The organism is Spirillospora sp. CA-142024 (assembly GCF_050942325.1).
GTDB lineage: Bacteria > Actinomycetota > Actinomycetes > Streptosporangiales > Streptosporangiaceae > Spirillospora.
This window is the reverse complement of record NZ_CP192077.1, coordinates 2470380-2495640: the sequence shown is the minus strand read 5'-3', so window position 1 is coordinate 2495640 and position 25261 is coordinate 2470380. Positions and strand designations below refer to the sequence as shown.

21 protein-coding genes are annotated in these 25261 nt (G+C 70.2%); 10 read left to right on the top strand and 11 right to left on the bottom strand.

Features of this window, described 5'->3' with window-relative positions; genetic code table 11:
* The first annotated feature begins 167 nt into the window (after positions 1 to 167).
* Complete coding sequence (locus tag ACQPZP_RS12025) at positions 168 to 1229, top strand: hypothetical protein (RefSeq protein ID WP_433477711.1); 1062 nt, start codon at positions 168 to 170, stop codon at positions 1227 to 1229.
* Here ACQPZP_RS12025 and hutH read toward each other — a convergent pair.
* Complete coding sequence (gene hutH / locus ACQPZP_RS12020) at positions 1136 to 2686, bottom strand: histidine ammonia-lyase (protein ID WP_433477710.1); 1551 nt, start codon at positions 2684 to 2686, stop codon at positions 1136 to 1138. The two genes, ACQPZP_RS12025 and hutH, sit on opposite strands and share 94 nt — an antisense overlap.
* A gap of 80 nt (positions 2687 to 2766) precedes the next feature.
* Between hutH and ACQPZP_RS12015 the strand changes: the two genes are divergently transcribed.
* On the top strand, positions 2767 to 3531 hold the full coding sequence (locus ACQPZP_RS12015; protein WP_433477709.1) for an IclR family transcriptional regulator: 765 nt from the start codon (positions 2767 to 2769) through the stop codon (positions 3529 to 3531).
* 4 nt (positions 3532 to 3535) lie between these two features.
* Here ACQPZP_RS12015 and ACQPZP_RS12010 read toward each other — a convergent pair whose 3' ends face one another.
* The 3 genes from ACQPZP_RS12010 to ACQPZP_RS12000 all read right to left on the bottom strand — a co-directional run bounded on the left by ACQPZP_RS12010 (position 3536) and on the right by ACQPZP_RS12000 (position 8232).
* Positions 3536 to 5326, bottom strand: a complete 1791-nt coding sequence (locus tag ACQPZP_RS12010; protein WP_433477708.1) for an alpha/beta fold hydrolase — start codon at positions 5324 to 5326, stop codon at positions 3536 to 3538.
* 81 nt (positions 5327 to 5407) lie between these two features.
* Positions 5408 to 7036, bottom strand: coding sequence for a DHA2 family efflux MFS transporter permease subunit (locus tag ACQPZP_RS12005; RefSeq protein WP_433477707.1), 1629 nt, complete (start codon positions 7034 to 7036; stop codon positions 5408 to 5410).
* Positions 7037 to 7299: 263 nt separating this feature from the next.
* Positions 7300 to 8232: an NADP-dependent oxidoreductase gene (locus tag ACQPZP_RS12000; RefSeq protein WP_433479593.1), complete on the bottom strand. Its 933-nt coding sequence runs from the start codon at positions 8230 to 8232 to the stop codon at positions 7300 to 7302.
* 131 nt (positions 8233 to 8363) lie between these two features.
* Here ACQPZP_RS12000 and ACQPZP_RS11995 point away from each other — a divergent pair, with 131 nt between their 5' ends.
* On the top strand, positions 8364 to 9341 hold the full coding sequence (locus ACQPZP_RS11995; RefSeq protein WP_433477706.1) for a GlxA family transcriptional regulator: 978 nt from the start codon (positions 8364 to 8366) through the stop codon (positions 9339 to 9341).
* Between the two features lie 8 nt (positions 9342 to 9349).
* On the opposite strand, the gene ACQPZP_RS11990 is transcribed toward ACQPZP_RS11995, so the two are convergent.
* A complete protein-coding gene (locus tag ACQPZP_RS11990; RefSeq protein ID WP_433477705.1) occupies positions 9350 to 12997 on the bottom strand; it encodes a CHAP domain-containing protein in 3648 nt (1215 codons plus the stop codon).
* Positions 12998 to 13143: 146 nt separating this feature from the next.
* Here ACQPZP_RS11990 and ACQPZP_RS11985 point away from each other — a divergent pair, with 146 nt between their 5' ends.
* Positions 13144 to 14148, top strand: coding sequence for a transcriptional regulator (locus tag ACQPZP_RS11985; RefSeq protein ID WP_433477704.1), 1005 nt, complete (start codon positions 13144 to 13146; stop codon positions 14146 to 14148).
* 49 nt (positions 14149 to 14197) lie between these two features.
* On the opposite strand, the gene ACQPZP_RS11980 is transcribed toward ACQPZP_RS11985, so the two are convergent.
* On the bottom strand, positions 14198 to 14743 hold the full coding sequence (locus ACQPZP_RS11980) for an alpha-ketoglutarate-dependent dioxygenase AlkB family protein (protein WP_433477703.1): 546 nt from the start codon (positions 14741 to 14743) through the stop codon (positions 14198 to 14200).
* 358 nt (positions 14744 to 15101) lie between these two features.
* Here ACQPZP_RS11980 and ACQPZP_RS11975 point away from each other — a divergent pair, with 358 nt between their 5' ends.
* On the top strand, positions 15102 to 15686 hold the full coding sequence (locus ACQPZP_RS11975; protein WP_433477702.1) for a hypothetical protein: 585 nt from the start codon (positions 15102 to 15104) through the stop codon (positions 15684 to 15686).
* Between the two features lie 134 nt (positions 15687 to 15820).
* Here the strand turns inward: ACQPZP_RS11975 and ACQPZP_RS11970 are convergent, their stop codons facing one another.
* On the bottom strand, positions 15821 to 16255 hold the full coding sequence (locus tag ACQPZP_RS11970) for an ATP-binding protein (RefSeq protein WP_433477701.1): 435 nt from the start codon (positions 16253 to 16255) through the stop codon (positions 15821 to 15823).
* Positions 16256 to 16590: 335 nt separating this feature from the next.
* Between ACQPZP_RS11970 and ACQPZP_RS11965 the strand changes: the two genes are divergently transcribed.
* Positions 16591 to 17472 (top strand): helix-turn-helix domain-containing protein, encoded by an 882-nt coding sequence (locus ACQPZP_RS11965; RefSeq protein ID WP_433477700.1) that lies wholly within the window; start codon positions 16591 to 16593, stop codon positions 17470 to 17472.
* Complete coding sequence (locus tag ACQPZP_RS11960; protein WP_433477699.1) at positions 17469 to 17663, top strand: DUF397 domain-containing protein; 195 nt, start codon at positions 17469 to 17471, stop codon at positions 17661 to 17663. The genes ACQPZP_RS11965 and ACQPZP_RS11960 overlap by 4 nt, the downstream gene beginning before the upstream one ends.
* 74 nt (positions 17664 to 17737) lie before the next feature.
* On the opposite strand, the gene ACQPZP_RS11955 is transcribed toward ACQPZP_RS11960, so the two are convergent.
* Entirely contained in the window at positions 17738 to 18934 is a 1197-nt protein-coding gene (locus tag ACQPZP_RS11955; protein WP_433477698.1) for an MFS transporter, read from the bottom strand.
* Positions 18935 to 19032: 98 nt separating this feature from the next.
* On the opposite strand from ACQPZP_RS11955, the gene ACQPZP_RS11950 reads away from it, so the two are divergent.
* Positions 19033 to 19704 carry a TetR/AcrR family transcriptional regulator gene (locus ACQPZP_RS11950; protein ID WP_433477697.1) on the top strand — a complete coding sequence of 224 codons (672 nt, stop codon included), beginning with the start codon at positions 19033 to 19035 and terminating at the stop codon, positions 19702 to 19704.
* Here ACQPZP_RS11950 and ACQPZP_RS11945 read toward each other — a convergent pair.
* A complete protein-coding gene (locus ACQPZP_RS11945) occupies positions 19649 to 20224 on the bottom strand; it encodes a dihydrofolate reductase family protein (protein WP_433477696.1) in 576 nt (191 codons plus the stop codon). The two genes, ACQPZP_RS11950 and ACQPZP_RS11945, sit on opposite strands and share 56 nt — an antisense overlap.
* Before the next feature lie 251 nt (positions 20225 to 20475).
* Between ACQPZP_RS11945 and ACQPZP_RS11940 the strand changes: the two genes are divergently transcribed.
* Positions 20476 to 21642, top strand: coding sequence for a serine hydrolase domain-containing protein (locus tag ACQPZP_RS11940; RefSeq protein WP_433477695.1), 1167 nt, complete (start codon positions 20476 to 20478; stop codon positions 21640 to 21642).
* Positions 21643 to 21653: 11 nt separating this feature from the next.
* Entirely contained in the window at positions 21654 to 23195 is a 1542-nt protein-coding gene (locus ACQPZP_RS11935; protein WP_433477694.1) for an alpha/beta hydrolase, read from the top strand.
* Between the two features lie 48 nt (positions 23196 to 23243).
* On the opposite strand, the gene ACQPZP_RS11930 is transcribed toward ACQPZP_RS11935, so the two are convergent.
* Both ACQPZP_RS11930 and ACQPZP_RS11925 read right to left on the bottom strand, forming a co-directional pair.
* On the bottom strand, positions 23244 to 23678 hold the full coding sequence (locus ACQPZP_RS11930) for a nuclear transport factor 2 family protein (RefSeq protein ID WP_433477693.1): 435 nt from the start codon (positions 23676 to 23678) through the stop codon (positions 23244 to 23246).
* 44 nt (positions 23679 to 23722) lie between these two features.
* The gene (locus ACQPZP_RS11925; protein ID WP_433477692.1) at positions 23723 to 25171 is read right to left on the bottom strand and encodes a sulfatase family protein; all 1449 of its coding nucleotides are present in this window, start codon (positions 25169 to 25171) and stop codon (positions 23723 to 23725) included.
* Between the last annotated feature and the right edge of the window lie 90 nt (positions 25172 to 25261).

Sequence of the window (25261 nt, the reverse complement as noted above, 5' to 3'; positions counted from 1 at the left end):
GAAGCGCCGCCCCGGGCCGCTTCACCCTGGGCATCACGATGATCAAGGACGGCGGGTCGCGCGTCCGCCGTCCGGCCCCCTCGCGACGATGACCGGGCCGCCGGCCGCCACCGCCGGCGCACGCTCCTCCGCTCCCCTCCGCAAACCGGTCTGGACTTGAGGGAAGAATGCGCACTCCCAACGCGGGGGCCGCCGTCCTTGTCGCCGCGGCTCTGCTCGTCGTCTCGCTCGCGTCGCCTACCGGCGCGAGGGACGCGGGACCGCCGCTGGGCAAGACGAACTTCGCCATCGCCCTCGGCGGGCTCGACGCGGCATCCAGGACGAACTGGGTCCGGCTCGGCATGTACACCTTCGCCGCGGACGGAAGCGTCTCGGAGAAGCACTGGTCCTGGAGTCAGGCGGTCCGCGCCACCCGCGCCTCCACCGGGAACCCCGCCCTGGACTGCGCGGGACGGGCCTGCACCGTGCTCACCGCGGCAGGCTGGCAGTCGTCGTCGGCGGCACGGACGCTGACCGGCACATACGGCGTCCGCGGCGACGAACTGCACATCGCCTGGGACGGAGGCCACGCGGAGGACTGGAAGCTGACCTCCCTGGCGGGCGGGGACCTGGCCGGCGCCGAACTCGCCGCCAACGATCTCGGCGCCACGCACGGCTTCGGCAGCGGCAGCAACGCCCCGTGGAGCGCCCGCGTTCCCGCGAGCACCATCGCCGCCGCGGACCACGGCACGTTCGTCCATCGCTACTACCTGTGGAAGGCGGGGCGCATCGACCACGGTGACGGATCACCGTTCTGGGTCACGCACTGGAACCTCTGCGCCGGCCGCCGATGCCTCGGAGCCCAGACGCACACCGTCGACGACCCCGTGCACACCGCCTACTACGTCTCTCCGGCCGACACATCGTCCGGCCACCGGCGCGACACCCTGTGGCACTGGCACACCGATCTGGCCGACGCGCGCCACGAGCTCTGCTACACCGGCAACTCGCACGTCAAACCCATGATCCAGATCGTGGACGACAAGGGCCGGTTCCACGGCTGGGTGGGCGTCGAAGCGTCCCTCAACCAGACCACGGCCACCGGAGCCGGCGGCGACCACATCGGCGTCTTCCGGATCCTGGGCCGAGGCGGCCTTCAGGAGAGCGGGCCGGTGACGGCCTCGGCGGCGGCGACCAGTGAGCCGTCCCGGACCAGCGCGGTCGCGGCGGCGATCTCGGGAGCGAGGTAGCGGTCCGGCCCGGGCGGCGGGACGGCCTCGCGGAGCCTGGCGACCACGGCGGCGGTGGCCGGGCCGGGACGCAGCGGGGTGCGCAGGTCCAGGGCCCGGGCGGCGGTGAGGATCTCGATGGCGATCACCTGCGCCAGCCCGTCCACGGCCCGGCGCAGCTTGCGGGCCGAGTTCCACCCCATCGAGACGTGGTCCTCCTGCATCGCCGAGCTGGGAATGGAGTCGGCGCTCGCGGGCACCGCCAGCCGCTTCAGCTCGGACACGATCGAGGCCTGCGTGTACTGGGCGATCATGTGCCCGGAGTCCACGCCGGGGTCGTCGGCGAGGAAGGCCGGCAGGCCCCCCGACCGTCCCCGGTCGAGCATCCGGTCGGTGCGGCGCTCCGACATGGACGCGACGTCCGCCGCGGGCACCGCCAGGAAGTCGAGGACGTAGGCGACGGGCGCCCCGTGGAAGTTGCCGTTGGACTCGACCCGGCCGTCGGGGAGGACGACGGGGTTGTCGACGGCGGACGCCAGTTCCCGTCCGGCCACCAGTTCGGCGTGTCCGAGCGTGTCGCGGGCGGCGCCGTTCACCTGCGGCGCGCAGCGCAGCGAGTAGGCGTCCTGGACCCGGGTGCAGTCGGGTCCGCGATGCGACTCCATGATCTCCGAGTCGCCCAGCAGCGCCCGGAGGTTGGCCGCGGACGCGGCCTGCCCCGGATGCGGGCGGAGCGCCTGCAGGTCGGCGGCGAAGACCCGGTCGGTGCCGAGCAGCGCCTCGACGCTCATCGCGGCGGCGACATCGGCCGCGGTGAGCAGCCTCCGCAGGTCGTTGACGGCGAGGACGAGCATGCCGAGCATCCCGTCCGTCCCGTTCAGGAGGGCGAGGCCTTCCTTGGCACCGAGCGTGACCGGCGGGATCCCGGCGTCCCGCAGCGCGTCCGCCGCCGGCTTCAACGCGCCGCCGGCGTCCCTGACCGATCCCTCGCCGATCAGCGCGAGGGCCACGTGCGCCAGCGGCGCCAGGTCCCCGGAGCATCCGAGGCTCCCGTACTCGAAGACCTGGGGCGTGATCCCGGCGTTGAGCAGGCCGGCCAGCGTCCGGGCGGTCACCGGCTGGACTCCGGTGCGTCCCGTCGCGAGCGTCCGCAGCCGGAGCAGCATCAGCGCCCGGACGACCTCCCGCTCGACCTCGGGCCCCGATCCCGCCGCGTGCGACCGGACGATGTTGAGCTGCAGCTGCGCCCGCAGCTCGGGGGCGATGTGCCGGGTGGCGAGCGCGCCGAAGCCCGTCGAGACCCCGTACACCGGGGTCGGGCGGGCCGACAGTTCCTCGATGTGGGCCCGCGCCTCGCCGATCAGCTTCAGCGCCTCGTCCGACAGCGAGACCTTCGCCCCGTCCCTGGCCACCGCGACGACCTGCTCGAAGGCCAGCGGTTCCGGTCCGACCTCAACGACCGCCATACCAAATCCCATACCCACCATTGGAACGCGCCCGAGGGCCCGGGCCCAGCCCCGGACGGCATGCTCTGTCTCACATACGAGACAATCGGAGCATGAGCCAGGTCCCCGCCGCCCGCCGCGCCCTGGCCGTACTGCGCCTCCTGGCGGGCGCGCCCGGCCCGTTGCCCGCCTCGGCGATCGCGCGCGCCCTGGAACTCCCCCGCTCCAGCACGTACCACCTCCTGACGGCGATGGCCGAGGACGGCTTCGTCACCTACATCCCGGAGGAAGGCCGCTGGGGCCTCGGCGTGGCGGCCTTCGAAACAGGCTCCGCCTACCTCCGCCACGAACCTCTGGAACGCCTGGCCCGCCCGCTGCTCCGCCGCCTGGTCGACCGCGTCGGCGAGACGGCCCAACTGGGCATCCTGCACGGCGCCGAAACGCTCTACCTGCTGAAGGAGCAGCCGCCCCGGCATGCCACCCTGGTCACCGACGTGGGCGTCCGCATGCCCGCCCAGCTGACCGCGAGCGGCCGCTCGATGCTGGCCCACCTGCCTCCCGCCCAGGTGCGCGCCCTGTTCCCCGGACGTTTCGTCGACCGCACGGGCCTTGGCCCGGCCTCGCTGCGCGACCTGCGCCGCGTCCTGTCCGACGACGCCCGCCGGGGCTGGTCGATGGAGGACGGCCACATCACCGAGGGCTTCGCCAGCATCGCCGCCTGCGCCTTCGACCACACCGGCCACCCCACCGCCGCCATCACCGTCACCTTCCGCCGCGACGACCACGAGGAAGGCACGTGGCCGACCATCGCGGACCAGGTGCGCACCACGGCCGCCTCCCTGACGACCCGCCTGACGGGCCGTCCCCCGGTGACCTGAACGGCTACCCGGCCGCCGCGGCCACCTGGGCGGGATGTGTGACCTGCGGATTGTGCCCCGCCCCTGGGACGACCGTGACGGGCACGCCGACGGGGTCGCCGACGAGCGGATCGAACTCGCCCGCGACGATGTGCACCGGCACCGGGCAGTCGTCCACGAGCGCCCGTAGCTCGTCGCGCTCCGTCCGGCGTTGGGCCTTGCCCAGCCATCGGGCCGTCCGCCATGCGACACCGGGCCGCCGCAGATCGGCGACCAAGTCGTCCATCGCTTGGTCTCGGGAGCCGAGGAGCGCTCGGCCGAGCCGCCGAGCCGAGGCCGTCCGGAGCATGGGGGCGAGGAACGCCGGAGTGCGCATGTGCCATCGGGGCCGCCGCTGCAGGAAGTAGGGCGAGACGAGGACCAGTCCGGCGACCCGTTCGGGGTGGGCGTGCGCATAGCGCAGTACGGGCGCCGTACCTGCCGAGTGCCCGACGAGCACCGGCCGCGAGTCGACGGGAGCCATCAGATCGGCGAGCCACTCGGTGGCGTCGCCGGCGGAACGGGCGGACCGGCCGAGGCCGGGCATGTCCGCCACCAGCGCGGGCGCGTCCAGTTCGGCCACGACGTCCCGCCAGGTCTCGGCGTTGAACGGCAGTCCGTGAAGCAGCACGTAGCTCGGAGAGCGGCGGTTCCCTGCGAGGTAGGTCCGGGTGTTCCCGACCAGGTGGAACCCGCCCGGCAGGGTCGGCCGTGACGCGCCGAACCGTTCCGCGACGAGCCGGTCGGCCCAGCGGCGGAGTGCGTCCTCCACGGGTGGATGCTTCAGCCCCAGGGTGTCGGCAGAGGCCGTGTCATAACGGTCTTCGGACAGGAAGGTCAGCGTCTCGGGCTCGACACCGGTGACCGCGCGCGGCAGCCGCCGCACCAGGCCGACCGGCAGGATGGCACGGGGTGCGCGCAGACCGAGATGCCGCGCGACCAGGCCGATCATCTCCGGTAGCTCCGGGGTGGCGTCGTCCAGAACCCAGTGGGCCTCGTACGCCCCCTCGTCGTGATCGGGCACGGCGGCCATGAACCGGGCGAGGTGATCGATCGTGACCACGGGAACGAACGTGCGGCGCGTCCCGGCGAGCGCGGGCAGCCGCCCCGCCCAGAGGTTCTTCACCATCTCGGCCGGCCCGATGTACTGCCCGGCCTCACCGGTGACCGAGTGGCCGATCACACCGGCCGGATTGACGACGGTGAGCGGGACCCCCGCCTCCGCGGCGGCGGTCCGCACCGCCGCGTCCCCTTCGCGCTTGGACGCCTCGTAGACGCCGTACTTCCGGTAGAGCACGTTCGATTCGGCCTCGGGCAGGGGGTAGGTGAGCGCGCCGTCCGCTCCGACTCGATATCCCGAAACGTGGACGAGCCGCCGCAGCCGCGGAAGCCCGCCCGCCCAGTGCAGGACGTTCAGCGCACCATCGACGTTCGCCCGCCGGGCCTCCTCACGCTCCAACCCGAACCGGTACAGCGCGGCGGCGTTGAACACGTCCCGCACGTCCTCCAGCCGCTCGCGGTCGGACGCGCTCAGCGCGAGATCGGGTCGGGTGATGTCGGCGTCGACGACGGTGAGCCTCGTGTCGTCGACGTCATGCTCACGCAGCCAGGACCGCAGCTCACCACCGCGCACGCCCCCTCCACGGACGGTCACCGCGACCGCCTGCCCGCGCGTGAGCAACTCGGCCACCAGCCACCGTCCGATGAACCCCGTCGCCCCGACCACCAGGCAGTCGGGCCGGTCACGCACGGCCATCTCGTTCTCCAGGTCATCCATGGAGAAAAAATAGACCGGTCTACCTATTTTGTCGAGAGGCGTCCGGGCGGGCGCGGCGTGCACCGCACCCGCCTGCCGACGTCAGTCGTGCGGTGTGATCTCGGCTTCGGGGACGGCGCCGGCCTGTGGAGCGGCGTCCTTCCGGGGCGTTCTGAACAAGAGGCAGCACAGGGCGGCGAGGACGAGGACCGCCGCGGACGCCAGCAGGGTGATGTGCATGGCGTCGGCGAAACCGGCGGCGAACGCCTCCTTGCCGAGGCGTTCGAACAGGGCGGTGTTCGCGGGCGTCAGGCCGTCCGGTGGTGCGGGCGGACTGAACCGCTGCGCGCCGGCGGCGGTGTTCTCGATGAACTCGGTGCGCAGATCCGCCGGTAGCCGAGACGCCCGCCCGACCGCCTCATCGTGAAGAGCCGAGCTGAGGCGGGTGGACAGAACGGCGCCGAGGACGGCCGTGCCGAGGACTCCGCCGATCTGCCGGGTGGTGCCGGAGACCCCGGACGCGGCGCCGGCGAGCCGGGGATCGACGCCGTCCATCGTGGCCTGCTGCAGGGGCGCGAAGGTCGCGCCGCTGGCGACGCCGATGATGATCAGGCCGGGCAGCAGGTGCCCGGCACCGCTGTCCGGACCCGCCATCAGGGCGAGGACCAGGAGACCGGCGGCGAGCAGCGTCATGCCCGCCATGAGGACGAACCTTCCGCCGATCTTGTCGGACAGCCGTCCGGCATAGGCCGAGCCGATCGCGGTGAGGACGGCGCCGGGCAGCATGACCAGCCCGGTCTGCAGGGGCGAGTATCCACGCGCCATCTGCAGATAGAGGACGAGCACGAACGCGATGCCGATCATGCCCAGCTGGAAGACGAAGCCGACCCAGTTGCCGACCGCGAAGGCGCGTCCGGCGAACAGGCTCAGCGGCATCAGCGGTTCGCCGCGCTGCGCGTGCTGCCAGACGACGAACAGTCCCAGCAGCACGAAGCCCGCGACGATGACCGAGGCGATGCTGATCGGCCCGGCGATCGTCCCCCAGCCGTAGCGCTCCCCCTCGATGAGTCCGAAGACGATGCCGGCCACTCCCGCGGTGGCGAGGGCCACACCGGTCAGGTCGAGCCGGTGGGTGCGGCCGGTGCGCATGGCCGGGACGTAGCGCAGGGTCAGCACCGCGGTGACCACGCCGACGGGAACGTTGATGAAGAAGATCCAGCGCCAGCCGAGGTGGGCGAGCACGAAACCACCCGCGATCGGGCCCACGATCGGCGCGAATCCGACGATCGCCCCGAAGACCCCGAAGGCCCGGCCGCGCAGCCGCGGCGGGAAGATCGTCAGGATCGAGGAGATCACCTGGGGGAACAGGAGCGCTCCGCCCAGTCCCTGGAGCACCCGCGCGGCGAGCAGCCGGCCCGGAGAGCCGGCGAGGCCGCACAGCGCCGAGGCGACGGTGAAGAGGGAGATGCCGATCAGGTAGAGGCGCCGGTATCCGAAGATGTCGCCGAGGCGTCCCGTGCTGATCAGCAGCACGGAGAAGACGAGCAGGTAGGCGTCCACGACCCAGAGCACCTGGTCGTACGACGCGCCGAGGCCGTGGATGAGCGCCGGTACGGCGATGTTGACGATGGTTCCGTCCAGCAGCGACATGAAGAAGCCGATGCTGAGGATGCCGAGGACCGGCCACGGCCGTTGCGTGACCGGTGGCTCGGCGGATGAGACGTGCGGCATTCCGGGGACCTCTCCGGTGCGCGCCGACCGGCCTGAGAACCGGGCACGCCGTACGCACGCCCAAGAGCCCACAACCCGGTCGCGCGGCACGCGACTCTGCCCGCCCGCAGCGTGAACGCGGCATGGGACAGGCAGTGGTGTGCGACTCCCACCTTCCCCCGGGCCATCGGGACCCGTGGAAGCTGGTTGGCGAGGCATGAGCCCAACGGTGAGAGGTCGGAGCGGAGCCTAACACGAGGCCCGTCGGCCCTACGTCCAGACCGTCACCGCACGACGAGGGCGATCTTTCCCGTGGTGCGGCCGGTCTCCCCGTGGGTGTGGGCCTTGGCGGCTTCGGCGAGCGGGTAGGTCGCGTCGATGTGGGCGCGGAGCCTGCCCTCCTGGGCGAGTTCGGCGATGGCGCGCATGCCCGCGTGGTCGGCCTCGACGAGCATGCCTTCCAGCCGAACGCCCAGTTCGGCGGCCTTCTTCGTGTCGGCGTCGCTGTCGTGCGGCAGGATCGAGACCAGCGTGCCGCCCTTGCGCAGGACGTCCAGGGAGCGGGTGCGGACGTCGCCGGAGAGGGCGTCCAAGACCACGTCGACGTCTCCGGCCGCTTCGGTGAAGTCCGTGGTCCGGTAGTCGATCAGCTCGTCGGCGCCCAGCTCGCGTAGCAGTTCGTGCTTTCCGGCGCTGGCCGTGCCGATGACATGCGCGCCGCGCGCCTTGGCGATCTGCACGGCCAGGTGGCCGACTCCACCGGCGGCGGCATGGATCAGGACCCGCCGGCCCTGCCGGATGTCGGCGGTGTCCACCAGTGCCTGGTACGCGGTGAGCGCGGCGAGGGGCAGCGCGGCGGCCTGCACATGGTCGATGTTGGACGGCTTGCGGGCGAAGGACCGGGCGGTGGCCTTGGCGTACTCGGCGTACGCGCCCGCGCCGTGCGGGTAGGGCAGCATGCCGAACACCTCGTCGCCCGGCTTGAACAGGGTGACCCCGCGGCCGACCTCCTCCACGACCCCGGAGACGTCCCAGCCGAGGACCGGGACGGGTTCGCGCAGCCATGGAAGGCCCGCGCGGTGCTTCCAGTCGGTCGGGTTGACCCCCGCCGCATGGACGCGGACGACGATCTCGCTCATGCCGGGCACGGGCCGCGGCCGTTCGACCTCCTTCAGCACCTCCGGGTCGCCGAAGACGTCCTGGCTGACGGCGCGCATGGCGGCGCCGTTCCCGCTGTTCTCATTCATGCTCTCAGCCTCTTGGGGACGCACGATCCCAGCAATGGCATGATGGTCATTATTCGATGGGATCCTGCCATCGACCGACCGCTCTCCGATGGAGTCGTGCCATGGCATCCGCGCACCGCGTGGCCGTCCTCGCCCTGGACGGGGTGTATCCGTTCGAGCTCGGCATACCGAGCCGGATCTTCGGTGCGACCGATGGCCTGTACGAGGTCCTGACCTGCACCGTCGACGGCCGGCCGGTGCGCACGACCGCCGACTTCGCCATCACCGTCGACCACGGCCCCGAGGCGCTGCGCACCGCCGACACCGTGGTGATCGCGTCGTTCGGCCCGTCCCCCGGCGTGGCCGAGCTCGTCACGCCCGGGCTGCCGGAACCGATCGCGGCGGCGCTCGCGCTGATCAGGCCCGGCACCCGGCTCGTGTCCATCTGCACCGGCGCGTTCGTGCTCGCCGCCGCCGGTCTGCTGGACGGCCGCCCGGCCACCACGCACTGGCAGACGGCCGAGCGGTTCCGGAGCCTCTTCCCGAAGGTCGACCTGGACCCGGACGTGCTGTTCGTCGACGACGGCGACATCCTCACCTCGGCCGGCGCCGCCTCCGGCATCGACGTGTGCCTGCACCTGGTGCGCAAGGACCACGGCAGCAAGGTCGCCAACCGGGCGGCACGCCGGTGCGTGGTGCCGCCGTGGCGGGAGGGCGGCCAGGCCCAGTACATCGAGCAACCGGTCCCCAGGACGGCGCGGGACGGCACGGCGGCCACCCGGCAGTGGGCGCTCGAACGCCTGCATGAACCACTCGTCCTGGCGGATCTCGCGCAGCACGCGCGGATGAGCCTGCGCACCTTCGCCCGCCGCTTCAACGACGAGGTCGGCATGAGCCCGGGCCGCTGGATCGTCCAGCAGCGCGTGGCCCGCGCCCGCCACCTCCTCGAATCCAGCGAGCTCCCGGTCGACGAGATCGCCGGCCAGGTGGGCTTCGCCACGGGCACGTCCCTGCGCCAGCACCTCCATGCGGCGATCGGGGTGTCACCGCTGGCCTACCGGCGGACGTTCCGGACGGAACAGCAGAGCTCACGCGGGTGAGCCGGCGCTTACGAGATGTTGAAGTTGGGGCGCAGCACCGCTGTGGCGGTTGTTCGGACTTCTGATTCCACGAGGGGTCCCTGGTTTCCTCCGATCGTGCTGAGCCTGCCCTGGCCGAGGTTGCGGACCACGATGTTGATGTGGGCGTTGTCTCCGTAGATGGCCAGGTCCCCCGGTCGTGCCTCGCTGACAGGCACGGTCCGGCCCGCGGCCCGCCACTGCCAGACGCCCGACCACCGGTGGGCCGGTGTCCCGGTCGGGCTGTTCCAGTACGCCTTCGTAGCGCCGGCTTTGTCGACCACCCAGCTCACGAAGTCGGCGCACCAGGGTTCCTTGTTGTACTGGTTGTACTGGTTGAGGTTGTTGTCGCGGCCGCCTCTGTCCCCTGTCCCGATCAGCGATTTGGCCACACTGATGACTCTGGCGGCGGACCCGTCACCGCCCTGGAGCACCGGCGACCCCCCGGTGAGCGGTGTGCCTGACGGGCTCTTGCCGGCACTGTTGAACGGAGGAATGACGCCGCCGAAGAACCAGGCGTATTCGACGGCGACCTGCTGCAGGGGGAGGGTCACACCGTCGGAGGTGCCGAGCCGCGACCAGGCGTCGCTGTCCTGGGAGCCGACCGGCACGGTGATCTCCTTCAGCGGGCGTGGCGCCAGCCGCGGGATCACCAGGCTGTCCCGGCCGGACACCGGGTCGGTCCGTTGATTGGCCTTCTCCTTGGCCTTGTAGAAGTCGGCCAGGCCAGTGAGGTTGGCAGCACCGCTGGGGCCGGCCAGGTCCGCGGCGATCCGGGAGAGTGTTGCGTTGTATCCGGCCGACCAGGAGCCGACCACGCAGGCCTTGTCGTGGACCGGATCAGTGATGCCGTTGGCCGCCTCCAGGGCTTCCAGTCTCGGCTCCCAGGTCGTGTGCAGGGCCTGGGTGTCCGGCGGGCCCTGCAACGTGGCGAAGTCCGTGGCGTGCGGTGCCATCGTCTCCAGGAACCGCCTCATCACCGCGGTGCACGCGTCCGAGGCGGTGTAGTCCTCCTGCGCGGGCCCGACTTCGGAGAAGAGCCCGAGGTCGTTGCCCATGGCGACGCTGATCTTCTGCCAGCCGCCGACCATCGGCTGGAAGACGCCGAGGTCGTGCGGGCGCTCCCGGGGCGGGACCTTCTCGACGGACAGCACCAGATTGGCGGCGCCGGCGATGTTCTTTTCCACATCGCACCGGTTCTTGACGCCGGCGTCCTCTGCCTCCTTCTTGGTCATCGGGAAGACGCCTTCGCGATCGTCTTTGGAGTCGTCGCACTTGTCGGTCTTCCATTTGCCTGCCCCATAGCTGACCGACAGGGCCTCGTTGACGAGGATCCCGGTGGCGGTGGCCCGGTCGCTCTCGACGGTGTAGCCGAACTGGCCCTTCTGGTCGTAGGAGCCACCGCTGACCAGATAAAGGTCCTGGAGGCGGGTGGCCTCGCAGCGCCAGATCGAAATGATCTTGAAGCTGACGGGCCACGGTTTGCTGGGATCGTCCGGTGGGGGGACCGCGCACGGAGCGCCGGGGTCGGGGCTGCGGTCCATGAAGATCCCGGAGGTCTCGATGACCTTGCTCCAGTACTTGCGGGCGTCGGCCTGGTCCTTGGCGTCGCCGTCGGCCTTCCACTTGGGGCTCTTCGGGTCGCTGTGCACCTTCTCCGCCGCCTTGACGAGCTCGAAGGCAACGAAGTAGGAGGACTGGCAGGGGTTCTGCGGATCGAGGCCGTGCATCCGCATCTGGCCCGACGCCGCGGGGGTGAGCAGGTACGGCCCGGAGCCCTGGTCGTCCTTGCCGCCGATGTCGGGGTCCGGGTCGGCGACGTCGCAACCGCCCGCATACAGGCCCGTGCTCCCTGCCCCTGACGAACTGGCGTCCGCGCGGAACGCCGGGCGCCGACTACGGGACCGGCGGGGCGGGACGCGGAACGACGCGGGCTGCACGGCGCCCGGACTGCCGCCACCCGGACTGCCGCCACCCGGGTTTCCGCCGGCCGGGTGGTCCCTTGCCGCGGCCCGCATCTTCGACATCACGCCGTCCGCATATTTCCAGGCCGTCGGATTGAAGCTGCATGCCGCCGGGCACTGGTGCCATCTCTCCGGCGAATCTCCCCAGCTGCCGGTGAAGTGCTCGACCGCGACCTTCTGCCAATTGTGGAACCTGTTCCAGTTGGCGAGGACGTCCCTTTTGGCCCGGCGGTCCTGCACGCTCGGCGGGGCTTGGCATGCCCTCCGGTAGCCCGCATAGTTGTTCCAGGTACTCGTTATGTACTGGTAGGCGCCGCAGGCGCTGCTCTGGCTCGTCCCGGCATTCCTGGTGTAGTTGCCGCCCGATTCCTGCATGCGCAGTGCCCACAGGAACCAGCCGAGCTGGTGGCTGAGATCGCCCTCCGGCGGCGCGACGTGATCGCTGCCGGTGCCGGGCACCGTGGCTGCCGAGCCGGGCCCGGTGACCCCCTGGACGGGTCCCGGGCCGGCGCCGACGGTGTTGCTGACGTCGGTGTTCGTGCCGCCGCCGTCGCCGGGGCCGCCCCCGCCGGGAACCTCCTTCGCCGTGCGCCCTGGATCACGGTCGACGTTGTCGTACGGGCTGTAGCGGGCGAAGTCGGTCTGCGCCTTGGCCAGACCCGCCAGAATGGTCCAAGGCACTTCGGAGTAGTCCTGCGCACTGCCCGACGTCTGCTCCGACGCCTGCTTCAGAATCCGCTGCCAGTTCCCGGGGAAGTACTCGGCGACTTTCTGGTCCGAGGCCGTCCCCGGCTGCGACTCCGGGTCGTCGTCATCGACGTTGACGCCCAGAATCATTGCGGCGATCAGCACGATGCACAGGAACGGGATGAGGATCGGCAGGGCGACGGCCAGCGCCATCTTGAGCTTCCCGCGCTCGTTCTCTTTGCCTGACCCCGAACCGCTGGCCTTGTCCTTCTTCTTGTCGCCTTTGGTGTACCTGGCCTGGAAACCCTCCCAGAACGAGTCCGGCGCGAACCGCCCGACGGGAGACCCCTTGAGCCTCCGCATCACGAACCAGCGGCCGAACCTGTTGCTCATGACCTTGTCGAAGACTCCGGGCGCGTACCGGTCGAGGTAGCGGCCAAGAGCGAAGTTGGCACCCTGGCCCGCGCCATGAGCGATCTTCTCGCCTCGGGTATCGCCTTCCGGCATCGACAGGCCGTACCTGCCGGCGACTTCCTCGGCGGCGTTCTTGGCGGCATTTATGGCGGCGTTCTTGGCGGCATCGGTCGCCATTTTCTTGATTCCGCCCGAGGAATTCTCGCCGTTCTCGGGCGCCTGCTCCGGAGTATCGGGGCCGGTGGCTCCGCTCGCCGCCGCACTGGCCGCCCGCTGCCCGGTGAGCGGGTTGACCGTGGACGGGAGCTTGACCGTCCCCCCGCGCAGCGCGGCCTCGCCGTAGGGGACCTGGCCTCGTCCGTCCACACCGCGGTCGTCTCGCGACTGCTGGGCGAGGATGTCGGCGATATGAGGCGGTCGCCGGGCCGCCGCGGCTATGCGAGGGTCCGACTCAGGGTCGGATTCCCTGAGCGGGGACGGTGCAGAGCCCTCCGGTGACCCCCGGTCGTCCTCCGGCTCGGGTTCGCCCGCCGGGGCAGACGCCTCCCCGGGATTCCCATCCAGCTCGTCCACCCTGCGCCTCGTTCCGAACCTCTCTGGCAGACGGCGAGTCTCAAGTGCTGGAGTCCCGATTGGAAGACCTTTCCACCACGGTGGAAAAGTGACTTCCACACCCCGCGATTTCAGGCACCACGGCACGGCTTACCAGGGAAAAGGCGATGCTGAGGATTCATTTCACAGGCGAGGACCTGCGGCGGATCGAACTCGCTCCGGGCCCGGACGCTCTCTGGGAGGTGCTGCTCAGCCTGCACAGGCTGCGCCGGCCCGAAGGACACACGGTGTTCGGAGCCTGGAAGCGCGACGTCCGCCCACGGGTCCCCGCCTCCGCGCACATGCTGACCGATCTGGCTCCCCCGACCGGCTATTCCGCCGACTTCCTCACCCCGGCCAACCAGACCGGAACCCTTGAGGACGCGCTCGAAGCCCTGCGGCGCACCCCACGCTCCCGGCTGCGAGCCGATGTCATCGAGCTGGGCACTCGCCACCCTGGTCGCCCCATACCAGGCTGGACCCGCCTGCTAGCCGACGGGCGGGACAACGCGCTCGACCGCGTGGCGACCGCCGCCGCCGATTACTTCACCTCATGCCTGCAACACTGCTGGCCGCGCGTCCGGGCACAGGTCGACGGCGACCTCGCGAAGCGCCGCAAAGCCCTCGCCGAGGGCGGCTGGCCAGGCGTCCTGGCAGGCCTGCATCCCTCGGCCCGCTGGAGTTTCCCTGTCCTGGAACTGGATTACCCTGCCCACCATGACATCGTCCTGGACGGGCGTGGTCTGATCCTCCAGCCGGCCTTCTTCTGCTGGGGTGCCCCGGTCACCATGCTGGACCCGGCGCTGCCGCCCGTGCTGACCTATCCCATCCCGCACCGGTACGAGCAGGCCGCCCCGCACGAGGCATCACGCGGCCAGGCCCTGGCCGCACTCCTGGGCCGCACACGCTCCCAAGTACTCCAGGTCATCGCGGTGGGCGCCTGCAGCACCGGCCAACTCGCCGACCGCGCAGACCTCCCCCTGCCCACCGCCAGCCAGCAAACCGCCGTCCTACGCGACGCAGGCCTCATCACCAGCGAGCGCCGCGGACGCAACGTTTTCCACACCATCACCGCGCTCGGAGAAGCCCTCGTCCACGGCGAGATGTCCGAGCCCACCACCCGACCGCTGTAGCCGACACGGGTGAGGGCCCGGCGTCGCCGGGCCCTGTGGGAGTCGGGATTTACTTCAAAGGTTCCGTGGGCCTTTTACTGAAACGACGGAACGTGAGGCTGATGCGGCACCCGGCGGCACTGGTGCGGGGGACACCGTGGGTCCAGGTGCGCTGGGTCGTCTGCGTCATCAGCAGCAATGATCCGTGCTCAAGCGCGAGTTCCGTGTGCCGGCTCCGGTCGATGCTGCGGAACACCAGAGGGCGGGTCGCGCCGAGGGAGACGATCGCGATCGTATTGGACGGAGCCAGGCCCTCGTAGGAATCCTGGTGGAAGCCCATGGTGTTGTCGCCGGTCTCGTAGCGGTTGGCCAGGCAGTTGTTGAAAGGGTGGCCGGCGAACTCGCCGACACGTGCCGCGATCGCCGTGATCCGCGGTGGCATCTCCATGGCTTCGTAGTGCTGGCCGGAGTAGTTGTACGGTACGCCGAAACTGGCGGTTCGGCGCGCACGCATACGGTCGTCCCAGGCCACCTCGGTGAGGAGGAAGGTCAGATCAGTATCGGCATCGGGCAGCGCGTCTGCGAAATAGCGGACGTCGAGGGGCGGTGCGGTCATCGTTTCTCCGTCGCGAAGGTGGGCTCGACCAGCTGTTCGGTGTGAGCTCACGTTGTCGCTCGCGACGATGGGACGACATGGCCCGCGATTCTAGAAGTCTCCCGCACCCGAAAGCCAGCGAATAACCGCCGTTCAGTGCGTGTTTGAGAAGGATCCCGTTATAGGTGTGCGAGGGGGCGGCGGGCTTTGCGGACGGCGGGCCGTCCGGCATGCGCAGCCGATGTGCACCACGTACCGCGTCCGCGATGTCACTACGCGGGTACGGGCGGCGCGTTGCCGATCGGCGCCGACCAGCGACGGTCCTCTGAGAACGACCGCCGAAAAGAGCGGTCCGCAAAAAAGACTCGGAGGATCCAACGTGCCTACCAAACGACGCGGGGCCATCGCGCTGCTCCTGGCGCTGCTGGCACTGCTCGCAAGCGGCTGCGGTCTCGGAAGGACCGAGAGCCGGCCGCCGACCTACGCCGAGGTCTGCGCGCAGGACGCGAAGATGCTGGCGAACCTGCCCGGCACCGAAGCCCTGACGCGGGCCCTGGAATCCTTGAAGGACTCGGAAGACGTCTACGCCGTCATCTGGGTCGACGTCCATCGCCTCCAGGCACCCGGCTGCCCCGGCAGTCCCGAAGCCGATCCCCAGTTCATGGCGATCGAGAAGTACATGCTGACCACCGCGATCGACAAGGTCGAGCCGGCAGTCTTGAGCAGCACCATCTACCGGCCGGTCGCTTCCGGATTCGCGGCCGTGGTCCGTCTCTCCAGCTCCAAGGACATGGCGCCGGAGAGCTTCCAGCGGCTGATGGAAACGGTCGACGGGGATCTCACGAAGACCGGCATCGGCGGGAACGGCCCGCTGACCGACACCTCGGTGTCCGGCTACCTGTTCGTCGGAGCACGGGACTACGGTCACTGGCCCGACCGGGCCTCGCGGCTCGGTCTTCGCTGATGAACTCCTCCCGGCGTCACTGACGGCGCCGGGACCCCAGCCGAGGGCGGGACGGATCACAACGATCCGCCCCGCCCTCCTTGTCGTACGGCCCGCCGTCCGCCAAGCCCGAGGCCCCCTCGAACACCTAGAACTTAGATCTCGGCATGAGGCCGCGCCGGGAAGGTGGCGCGGATGGTGCGGCCTTTCGAAGAGCCCGTGCAGGACCAGGTGACGGCGAGGGCGTCGACGGCGAGGAGGCCCCGGCCGCCTTCCGCCAGCTCGGCGAGGCTCCGGACGCGAGGCTCGTCAGAGCCACCCTGATCGGTGACGTAGAGGATGACACCGGCCACGTCCATGCTGATATCGACGGTGAACCGGCCGCCTTCCTCGCCCGAGCGGGTGTGCTGGATGGCGTTGACGGCCAGTTCGTCCAGGACGAGGAGGACATCGTCCAGGGCCGGGAAGGCGGCCAGCAGGTGAGCGGCGAACGACCGGACGAACCGGATCTGGTCCGGCCTGCCCCGGAACTCGCGCCGCCAGTACATCGGGGACTCGTGTTCGGCGGGGACGGGAACGGCGAGCAGCATTGATCACCTCTCGGTGCGCTGTGTCATCGGCCGTTCCATCTTCAGTAACCGCGCCGCTCCGTTGCGAGGAACGGCCAGGTCGACGGACCCCTGAACGCCTCGGCACGCGTCCACCGGGAACGTTCGGCCCGTTTACGTAAACGAATCGAACTGTTCGGGCAGGCGCGTGTTCGTTTCCCAAACGCCACCGAGACGAACAGCCGAGCTCGTTCGCCATGTTCGAACGGCGTGGCTATCGATGACACGCTCAGAGATCGCGTGATAACACAGAGTGGATGCGCTGGCTCCCCCGTGTCAGCGGCCCCCGACCGCCGGTCCGACCCTGGAGGTTCCCGGTGACCAGCCCGTTCGTCCGCCGACGCCGCCTCGCCACCGAGCTGCGGACCCTCCGCGAGCAGAACGGCATGACCGCCGACGAGCTGGCGCAGCGCATCTACCGCTCCCGCATGACTGTCTCGAAACTGGAGAACGCCCGCTGCCGCCCCGACATCGGCGACATCGTGAAGATCATGAAGATCCTCGGCGTCACCGGCGAGAAGTTCGACGACATCTTCAAGATCGCCTGCGACGCCGCCGACCGCGGCTGGTGGGACTCCTACGGCGACGCCATGGGCGCCAGGCAACGCATGTACGCCGACATCGAGTCGGGTGCCGCCACTATCCGTGGCTACAACCAGATGTCGATTCCCGGTCTCGTGCAGGCCCCTGGCTTTATGCATGCGCTCGTCGAAATGGACCTCGCCGAAGGATCTGAACTGAGCTACGTGCCTCAGCGCAGCCTAGAGGCACGGCTGCAGCGGCAGCAGCGAGTCTTCCGGCGGGGAGGACCAATCGGGGAGATCATTCTGGACGAGTTCGTGCTGAAGCGCTTGCCTGTCCCCCCACATGCCATGGCAGCACAACTGCGCCACATGGTGGAGATACTCACCCGCGAGCCGCGCTTCACCATCCTGATCCTGCCCCTTGAAGCGCGCCTCGCACCAGGCCGCCTGCCGCCATCCGGCTTCATGCTCTACACATTCCCGGACCCAACCGACCCTGTGCTGGTCGTGGTAGAGAACGCCAACACCTGCCTCGTTCACACCGAGCCCCATGAGGTGGCAGAGTATGAGCGGTACTTCGACCGACTCCGGAAAGCTACTTTGCCCGCGCTGGAGAGCATTTCTCTATTGGCGGACACGGCCGACCGATTGAGTGAACAGGCAGGCGAAACATGACCCCCCGCTACAGCAGTTGGCGCAAGTCCAGCCACAGCAACCCGGATTCCGAATGCGTCGAGGTCGGACGTGGTTCGCTCGGCACCATCGGCGTCCGGGACACCAAGCAGGGCGGCACCGGCCCCATCCTCGACTTCACACTCCGTGAGTGGGCCGTGTTCATTCAGACCGTCCGCTCTGGCGATCTCTAGCGAGCAGCCTCAGGTCGCGCCTGTCGTGGCGCTCGCAGGATGCTTCTCGGCGTCGGCTCCGACTGCGGTCCCGGTCACCGCAGGTCGGCGTTGCCCCGTGCGGTCCACACCGCCAGTGCCGCGCCCAGAGCGGCGGCGCCGCCGATCCACAGCACGCTCGGCAGGCCGAGCGAGTCGAGGATGACGCCGCCGACCAGCGCGCCCAGGCCGATCGACAGGTTGAACACCGCCACCCACAGCGCGGAGGCCGCCTCCACCGCGTGCGGTGCCGCCTTGATCATCCAGGTCTGCAGTCCGACCGATACTCCACCGAAGGCCAGGCCCCACACGATCAGCAGCGCGATGCCGCCGATCGCGCCTCGGCCCAGCAGCAGGAACAGGGGCATCGCGACGGCCAGGGTCAGGGTGATCACCTGCACAGTGCGGTGCGTCCGGCGGGCCAGTGCCGCACCTGCGGCGAAGTTGCCGACCATGCCCGCGATGCCGAACCCGAACAGCAGCGGCCCGACCATCCGCGCGTCGATCCCGGTCAGCCGCTGCAGGGCGGGGCTGACGAAGGTGTAGGCCACGAAATGACCGGTCACCAGGAGGAAGGTGGCCAGGATGCCGACCCGTACGCCGGGGTTTCGCAGCTGCCGGGCCAGCAGCCGCGGGCTCATCACCTGGGAGGCGGCCAGCGGCGGCAGCACCGTCAGCAGTGCGGCCAGCGCGACCAGCGCCAGCGCGCTGAGCGTCGTGAACGCGATCCGCCACCCGGTCAGCCCGCCGATCACCGTGCCGATCGGCACACCGAACACGTTCGCCGCGCCGACCCCGCCGAAGATGATCGCGGTTGCGCGCGGCACGTGCGTCTCGTCCACCAGCCGGACCGCCAGCCCGCCGGCGACCGCCCAGAACCCGCCGATCGCCACCCCGACCAGTACTCGGGACGACACCAGCATGGCGAAGTTCGGCGCCAGTGCGGAGGCCAGGTTGGCGAGCGTCATCAATCCCATCAGGCCGAGGAGCAGCAGCCGCCGGTCCAGCCCGCCCACCAGTGCCGGGACCACCGGGGCGGCGATCGCCGCGACGAGGCTGGGCACGGTCACCATCAGTCCGGCGGTGCCTTCGGACACCCGCAGCGCCGAACCCACGTCGGTGAGCAGTCCGATGGGCAGTTGTTCGGCGGTGACCAGCAGGAACGTGCCCAGCGCCACGGCCGCCACCGCCGCCCGGCGGCGTGGTTCCGGCTCCTGCCGGACGGCCCGGGCGGCCTGCTCGGTGGTCGTCACGTCCGCCTCCTTGAGTCCGATTTGGGAGCGATCGCTCCCATACGATGCCGGACTCTAATACGGGAGCGATCGCTCCACAAATCGGTTAGGGTCGGCGCATGGCACGACCTCGGCAGTTCGACGAGCGGGAGGCGGTAGCCCAGGCGACCGGCCTGTTCTGGCGTCGCGGCTACAACGCCACCTCGGTCCGCGACCTGGGCGCCGAACTCCGCCTCACGCCCAGCAGCCTCTACCGGACGTTCGAGGACAAGCACACGCTGTTCCTGCGCGCCCTCGACCACTACTGCGCCACCGAGTCCGCCCAAGCCAAGGAACGGCTGGAGACCGGCGGTCAGCCGGTCCGCGATGCCCTACGGGACTGGCTGCTGTGGCTGGTGGGCTGCACCGCCGACGCCGAGCCCGGCTCAGGCTGCCTGGTGGTGAACACCGCCACCGAACTGGGCACCACGGACACCGAGGTCAGCGCGCGGACCGAGGCGGCCTTCGAGGTCACCCGGTCGGCACTGCGGTCGCTGCTGGATGAGGGGCGTCGCCACGGCGAACTGCCCACCGACCTCGATCTCGACGCCGCCGTGGAACTGCTGTTCACCACAGTGCTCGGACTGCGCGTTCGGGAACGCGCAGGACATGATCCGCAACGGCTGGCCGCCGCGATCGACTTCGCCATCCGCGGGCTGGGCCCCGCACCGACAGAGCCGGTTCGGCGGCCGCGTTCTACGGCGCAGCCTCGCGCATCACGCGGTAGCGGAGGTAGACGACGCCTGAGCTGAAGGTGCGGGTCTCGACGAGTTCGAGATCCACCTGGCGCTCGTGTTGGGGGAAGAACGGAATGCCACCGCCGACCATCACCGGGTAGACCCTGGTCCGGTACTCGTCGATCAGACCCAGCGCGGCCGCCTCGTGGGCGAGTGTCGCGCCGCCGATCGCGATGTCACCCTCTCCCGGTTCGGCCCGCAACCGCTCGATCTCCTCCGCCAGGCCGCCGGAGGCCAGGCGGGCAGTTCCCTGCACCGCCGACAGCGTGGTGGAGAACACCACCTTGGGGAGCGGGTTCCAGAGCCCGGCCCACTCCAGCTTCGAGTCGTCGAGCGATGGATCCTGGTCGGCGGTCTCCCAGTACAGCATCGTCTCGTACAGCCGTCGTCCCAGCAGGTGGACGTCGACTCCTCGTATCTCGTCGATCCAGGAGCGAAAGACTTCCTCGCTGGGCGCCCCCCAGTCGAGGCCGCCGTCCGGGCCGGCGATGTAGCCGTCAAGTGAGACGTTCATCGAATAGGTCACGTTGCGCACCAGAAGTCCTCCTCGGTAACGGGTTCGACAGGACGACCGCCGGACGCCGCAGAACTCATCGCGGCTCGCGGGATCTCCTCAGATCTCCCCGCCCCACGCGAAATCATCTAACACCGCCGGGTTCGGGCGGGCTGGGCCGTTTCGGGGGGATGGTGGGGTTGGCCCCAGGGGTGCTGTGCGGGCATCCCGAGGGCGTTCCGGGGTGATCACCGCAGTGCGCCAAGGCCTGGGTGGCTCCTAGTTTCACTGCCATGACCGAGAATGACGCGAAATGGGGCCTCGGCGTCCGCAGGACGGTCGCGTTGGTCGCGGCGGGGGCCGCGATCGGGGGAACGGCCGCCGTCCCCGCGCGGGCCACGGGGACGCAGGGCTGCGGTGACCGCGCGGCGACCCGGCAGGTGCTGGATCGCATCACCGGCGTTCACGGGCTGACCGGGGCGGCGGTGCGGGTGGACGATCCGCGGTGCGGGACGTGGACGGCGGCGACCGGGCTCGCCGACCGGCGGACCGGGCGGCCCATGGGAGCCGGCCTGCGGGGCCGGATCGGCAGCATCACCAAGACGTTCACCGCGACGACGGTGCTCGCGCTCGCGGGTGAGGGGCGGATCTCGCTGGACGCGCCGGTCAGCCGGTACCTGCCCGGCCTGATCGGCCGGAACGGCTACGACGGTCGGAAGATCACGGTGCGGAGCCTTCTGCGGCACACCAGCGGGCTTCCCGACCACATGGACACCTTCGAGTCCACCGAGGAGTTCCGGTTCCGCCACTTCGAACCCGAGGAACTGGTCGAGCGGGCCCTGTCCCTGCCGGCGCCGCAGTCGGACTGGGAGTACTCCACCACCAACTACGTCGTCGCGGGACTCATCATCGAGAAGGTGACCGGGCACCGCGCGGAGGACGAGATCCGGCGCCGGATCATCGCCCCGCTGCGGCTGCGTGACACCTACTGGCCCGGCGACGAGGTCCGGATCAGAGGCCCGCACCCGCGCGGTTACGTCCGGCGGGAAGACGGCGGAACCGTCCAGTGGGCCGACTACACGGAGATGAACACCACGGTGGCCTGGACCGGAGGCGCGCTGATCTCCAGCCCCCGGGACGTGAGCATGTTCCTCGGCGCGCTGCTGGGCGGGCGCCTGCTGCCGCCGAGGCTGCTGGCGGAGATGAAGCAGACCGTCGCGCTGGACCCTGACCGTGTCTGGGACGGCGCGCGGTACGGGCTCGGGCTGATCGGGACACCGCTGCGCTGCGGCGGAACCTGGTGGGGGCATGCCGGTGACATCGACGGCTTCACCGCGATCGCGGGCGTCGCGCCGTCCGGGCGCCGCGTGTCCGTCGCCTTCAACGAGAACCCCTCGACCAAGGAGGCGTTCGACGACGAACTGAACCTCGTCCAGACCGCCCTGTGCGATACGCGATGAACGGAGCGATCATGAACAGGACCCGAAGGGCGGCGGTGCTGGTGGCCGGTGCCGCGGCCGCCGTGGCGGGGGCGGTGTCGCCGTCATCGGCCGCCGCTCCGGCCGAGGCCGCGACGGGCGATCTCAGCCGGTTCTACCAGCAGCGTCTCGACTGGAAGGCGTGCACGCTGGGCCCGGGCGACGAGGTCGGCAAGGAGCTGGACGACGCCGGCGCCAGGTGCGCGGACGTGAGCGTGCCGCTGGACTACGCCGACCCGGACGGCCGCACCATCACCGTCGCGATCTCGCGTCTGGAGGCGTCCGGTACCGCATCCCGGCTCGGCGCGATGCTCCTCAACGGCGGCGGACCCGGCCCGGCCATCGATCTGCCGCCGTACATGCGGCAGTTGATGGGGAAGGCCGGTCAGCGCTACGACCTGGTCGGCATGGACCCGCGGTCGCTGGGACGCAGCGCCGGCGTCGACTGCGGCTGGCCCAGCGCCACCTGGATCAAGGGCCCGGGGGCGACCCGCCGCTCGTTCGAGAGGTCGGTGCGGTTCGCCAAGGACCTGGCGGACCGGTGCGCGCGGACGAACGCGAGCCTGCTGCCCCACATCAGCACCCGCAACATCGCCCGCGACATGGACGTCGTCCGGGGAGCGCTCGGCGAGCGGAAGATGTCCTACAACGGGGCTTCCTACGGCACCTACCTCGGCTCGGTGTACGCGACGATGTTCCCCGGCCGGCTCGACCGCGTCCTCCTGGACAGTTCGCAGGACCCCTACAGCTGGGGGCCGCGCCTGATGGCCGGCACCGAGGACGCCAACGAACGAGCGCTCGCCGACTGGGCCGGATGGGCGGCCGAGCGCGACGACGAGTACGGCCTCGGAGACACCCGGGACGAGGTCCTCGGGCTGGTGGACCGCATCCTCGCGGCGTCCGCCCGCGCACCCCTCGCGATCGGCCCGTACCGGCTGGACGCCTCGATGCTGCCGGTCGTGCTGGTCGACAACCTCGGCACCGACGAGGACCCGGCACGCGCCGGCCTCGCCGAGTCCGTGCGGGTGCTGCGGGAGGCGGCGGCAGGGCGTCCCGCCCAGCCGACCCCGGACCTGGCCGACGAGCTGGCCTACCTGCTGACCGGTGCGGATTCGCGTGACGGCAGCGGCCAGGCCGCCCTCATCTGCGGGGACGTGGCCGCACCCCGCGACCCCGAGCGCTACTGGCGCGACGTCCAGGAGCACCGCCGTACCGCACCGGTCTTCGGAGCGCTCGCCCACAACATCGGCCCCTGCGCCTTCTGGCCGGTGCGGCCCGCCGAGGCTCCGACGAAGGTCGGCGCGGACCTGCCGGCGCTGATGGTGGCCGCGACTGGCGACACGCGGACCACCTACCGGCGAAACCAGATCGTCCACCGCCTCTTGCGCGGCACCCGGATGATCACATTGGACGCCAATGTCCATGCGCCCTACCAGCGCGGATATCCCAACACCTGCGTCCGCGACCGCGTCAACGACTACCTGCTGACCGGCCGCCTCCCGGCCCGCGACCTCACCTGCCCCCCGGAGGGATGATCGCCGCCGCCCTAGGGGCGAGGGGTGGCGTTGCTCACAACACTTGTTCTAAGAACGAGCTGCCGCGCTGTCCGCGTCGGATCGGGGGACGTCCGTGTGGAAAGGGGTGACCTCGGGTAGGGCGGCCTCCCAAAGAGGTACGCCCTCTACCCGTGAGATCCGCCATCCTTGCCGGGTGCGCGTGGCGTGGAGGTGGTAGCGCTCGGCGAAGAGTCGTCCCCGCCCTTCGGGCTGGCCGACGAAGGCGGCGAGCAGGTTGGCGGCGATCGTTGCGGTGTCGCCGTCCACCTCGATGAGGGGGTTGGTGATGAAGCTCTGGGTGAACACACCGGCCGGGCGGATCCTGCGAGCCTTCTCGACGAGGGCGCCGATCCCCTGAACAGCGCCGCTGGCCGTGCTGACCGAGGCGTCTTCGGTGAAGATGGTACGCACCTCCCCGAAGCGCTTCTCGTCCAGCAGGCGCCCGAGATGACGGGCGACCAAGCGCCACCCGCGCCCGCACGGGTACGCCGAACCGGCTGATGGGGTCAGGTGCGGCAGTCGCCGCCGCGGCAGCCGCGGAGGTCGTTGAGCATGTTGTGCAGTCGTTCGAGGCGCTGCGGGGAGAGTTGACCGGCGGTGTTGTCGAGTTCGGCCGGGTCGTTCTTGAGCGCGTAGTACTCCCGCTGGCCGTCGGCGTACTCGACGTAGAGTTCGCCCGCCGTGCGCAGGGCCTCGTAGCTGGGCGGGTTGCCGGCGGCGCGGCCCTGCCGGTCGGGGTCGTCCGGCCGGTTGTTCGGGCCGTGGTGTTCGATGAGCACCGCCTCGCGCTTCGGCGTCGGGTCGCCCTTCAGGGCTGGGACAAGGGACCGGCCGTCCACCGACGCGGGGACGGGCACGCCGCCGAGTTCCTCGAAGGTCGGGCAGAGATCGGTGTTCTGCGTCAACCCGCGGTGGGTGGACCCGGCGGGCACACCCGGCCCGGTCACCATGAGCGGCACCCTGATGTCGGTGTCGAAGGCGGTCTGCTTTCCCTGCGCCAAGCGGTGCTCACCCAGGTGGAACCCGTTGTCGGACGAGAAGATCAGGTACGTGTCGCGGTCGGTGCCGGTCGCCTTGAGCGTCGCCTGGAGACGTCCGATCAGGTCGTCGACCGCCTGGACGGACCGGGCCCGCTTGCGGTACACCGTGTCGATCTTGCGGATCTGTTCCGGCCGGAGGCGCGGGTGCTCCTTGAGCCAGCCCGGCTTGTCGGAGATGTCGGCCTCGTTGAAGGCGGGTCCGCGCGGAGCCCGGAGGCCGGGGAACAGGCCGGCGTCGCGCGGAGCCGGGGTGGCCAGACCGTGCGGGGCGAAGGTCGCGATCTCCATCATGAACGGCCGGCGGTCCTTGGCCGCACGGGTGACGAAGCCCGCCCCCTTGCTCGCCAGGACGTCGGTCAGATAGTCCTCCGGCCGGTTCCCGTACCTAACCTGGCGCCCATTCTCGTTCAGCGTGTAATTGAACTCCGGGTAGCCGTTACCGGCGACGTCCCATTCGTCCCAGCCCGGAGGCACCGGATCGCTCGGCTGATAGCCATTGAGGTATTTCCCCATCATCGCCGTGCGGTATCCGGACTTCCGCAGCGCCGTGGCGAAGGTGGCCTGCTCGTTGCCGCGGCCCCTGAACGTCCGATAGCCGCCGTCCGCGCCCTGATTCGTGAACACACCTGTGTTGTGCGGGTACTTGCCGGTGAAGATGGTGGATCGCGAGGGGCAGCACAGCGAGTCGGTGACGTAATAGTCGCTGAACGTCATTCCCCGCTGTTGCATCTGCTTGACGTGCGGCATGTACTGCACCAGGTTCGACGCGAGGTCGTCGGTGAGCACGAAGATGATGTTCGGACGTTCGGGTGCCCGCACCTGCGATTCCACCTCCTGGCAGGCGGCCAGGGGCAGCGAGGCGAGGGCCGACAGGGCGGCGGCCGCCGGCGCGATCAGCCGGACCGGTCGTCTCATGGGAGCCTCTTCCGTCGACGACGAAGACCAGTGGACCATCCTCGGAAAACTCTCTGGGAGATTCCGAGCCACCGCCTGAGAACGTCCTGA

Bases quoted from the DNA above. Each gene is read 5' to 3' on its own strand.
- ACQPZP_RS12025 (WP_433477711.1), top strand. From the start codon at position 168: ATGCGCACTCCCAACGCGGGGGCCGCCGTCCTTGTCGCCGCGGCTCTG.
- hutH (WP_433477710.1), bottom strand. From the start codon at position 2,686: ATGGGATTTGGTATGGCGGTCGTTGAGGTCGGACCGGAACCGCTGGCC.
- ACQPZP_RS12015 (WP_433477709.1), top strand. From the start codon at position 2,767: ATGAGCCAGGTCCCCGCCGCCCGCCGCGCCCTGGCCGTACTGCGCCTC.
- ACQPZP_RS12010 (WP_433477708.1), bottom strand. From the start codon at position 5,326: ATGGATGACCTGGAGAACGAGATGGCCGTGCGTGACCGGCCCGACTGC.
- ACQPZP_RS12005 (WP_433477707.1), bottom strand. From the start codon at position 7,036: ATGCCGCACGTCTCATCCGCCGAGCCACCGGTCACGCAACGGCCGTGG.
- ACQPZP_RS12000 (WP_433479593.1), bottom strand. From the start codon at position 8,232: ATGCGCGCCGTCAGCCAGGACGTCTTCGGCGACCCGGAGGTGCTGAAG.
- ACQPZP_RS11995 (WP_433477706.1), top strand. From the start codon at position 8,364: ATGGCATCCGCGCACCGCGTGGCCGTCCTCGCCCTGGACGGGGTGTAT.
- ACQPZP_RS11985 (WP_433477704.1), top strand. From the start codon at position 13,144: ATGCTGAGGATTCATTTCACAGGCGAGGACCTGCGGCGGATCGAACTC.
- ACQPZP_RS11980 (WP_433477703.1), bottom strand. From the start codon at position 14,743: ATGACCGCACCGCCCCTCGACGTCCGCTATTTCGCAGACGCGCTGCCC.
- ACQPZP_RS11970 (WP_433477701.1), bottom strand. From the start codon at position 16,255: ATGCTGCTCGCCGTTCCCGTCCCCGCCGAACACGAGTCCCCGATGTAC.
- ACQPZP_RS11960 (WP_433477699.1), top strand. From the start codon at position 17,469: ATGACCCCCCGCTACAGCAGTTGGCGCAAGTCCAGCCACAGCAACCCG.
- ACQPZP_RS11950 (WP_433477697.1), top strand. From the start codon at position 19,033: ATGGCACGACCTCGGCAGTTCGACGAGCGGGAGGCGGTAGCCCAGGCG.
- ACQPZP_RS11940 (WP_433477695.1), top strand. From the start codon at position 20,476: ATGACCGAGAATGACGCGAAATGGGGCCTCGGCGTCCGCAGGACGGTC.
- ACQPZP_RS11935 (WP_433477694.1), top strand. From the start codon at position 21,654: ATGAACAGGACCCGAAGGGCGGCGGTGCTGGTGGCCGGTGCCGCGGCC.
- ACQPZP_RS11925 (WP_433477692.1), bottom strand. From the start codon at position 25,171: ATGAGACGACCGGTCCGGCTGATCGCGCCGGCGGCCGCCGCCCTGTCG.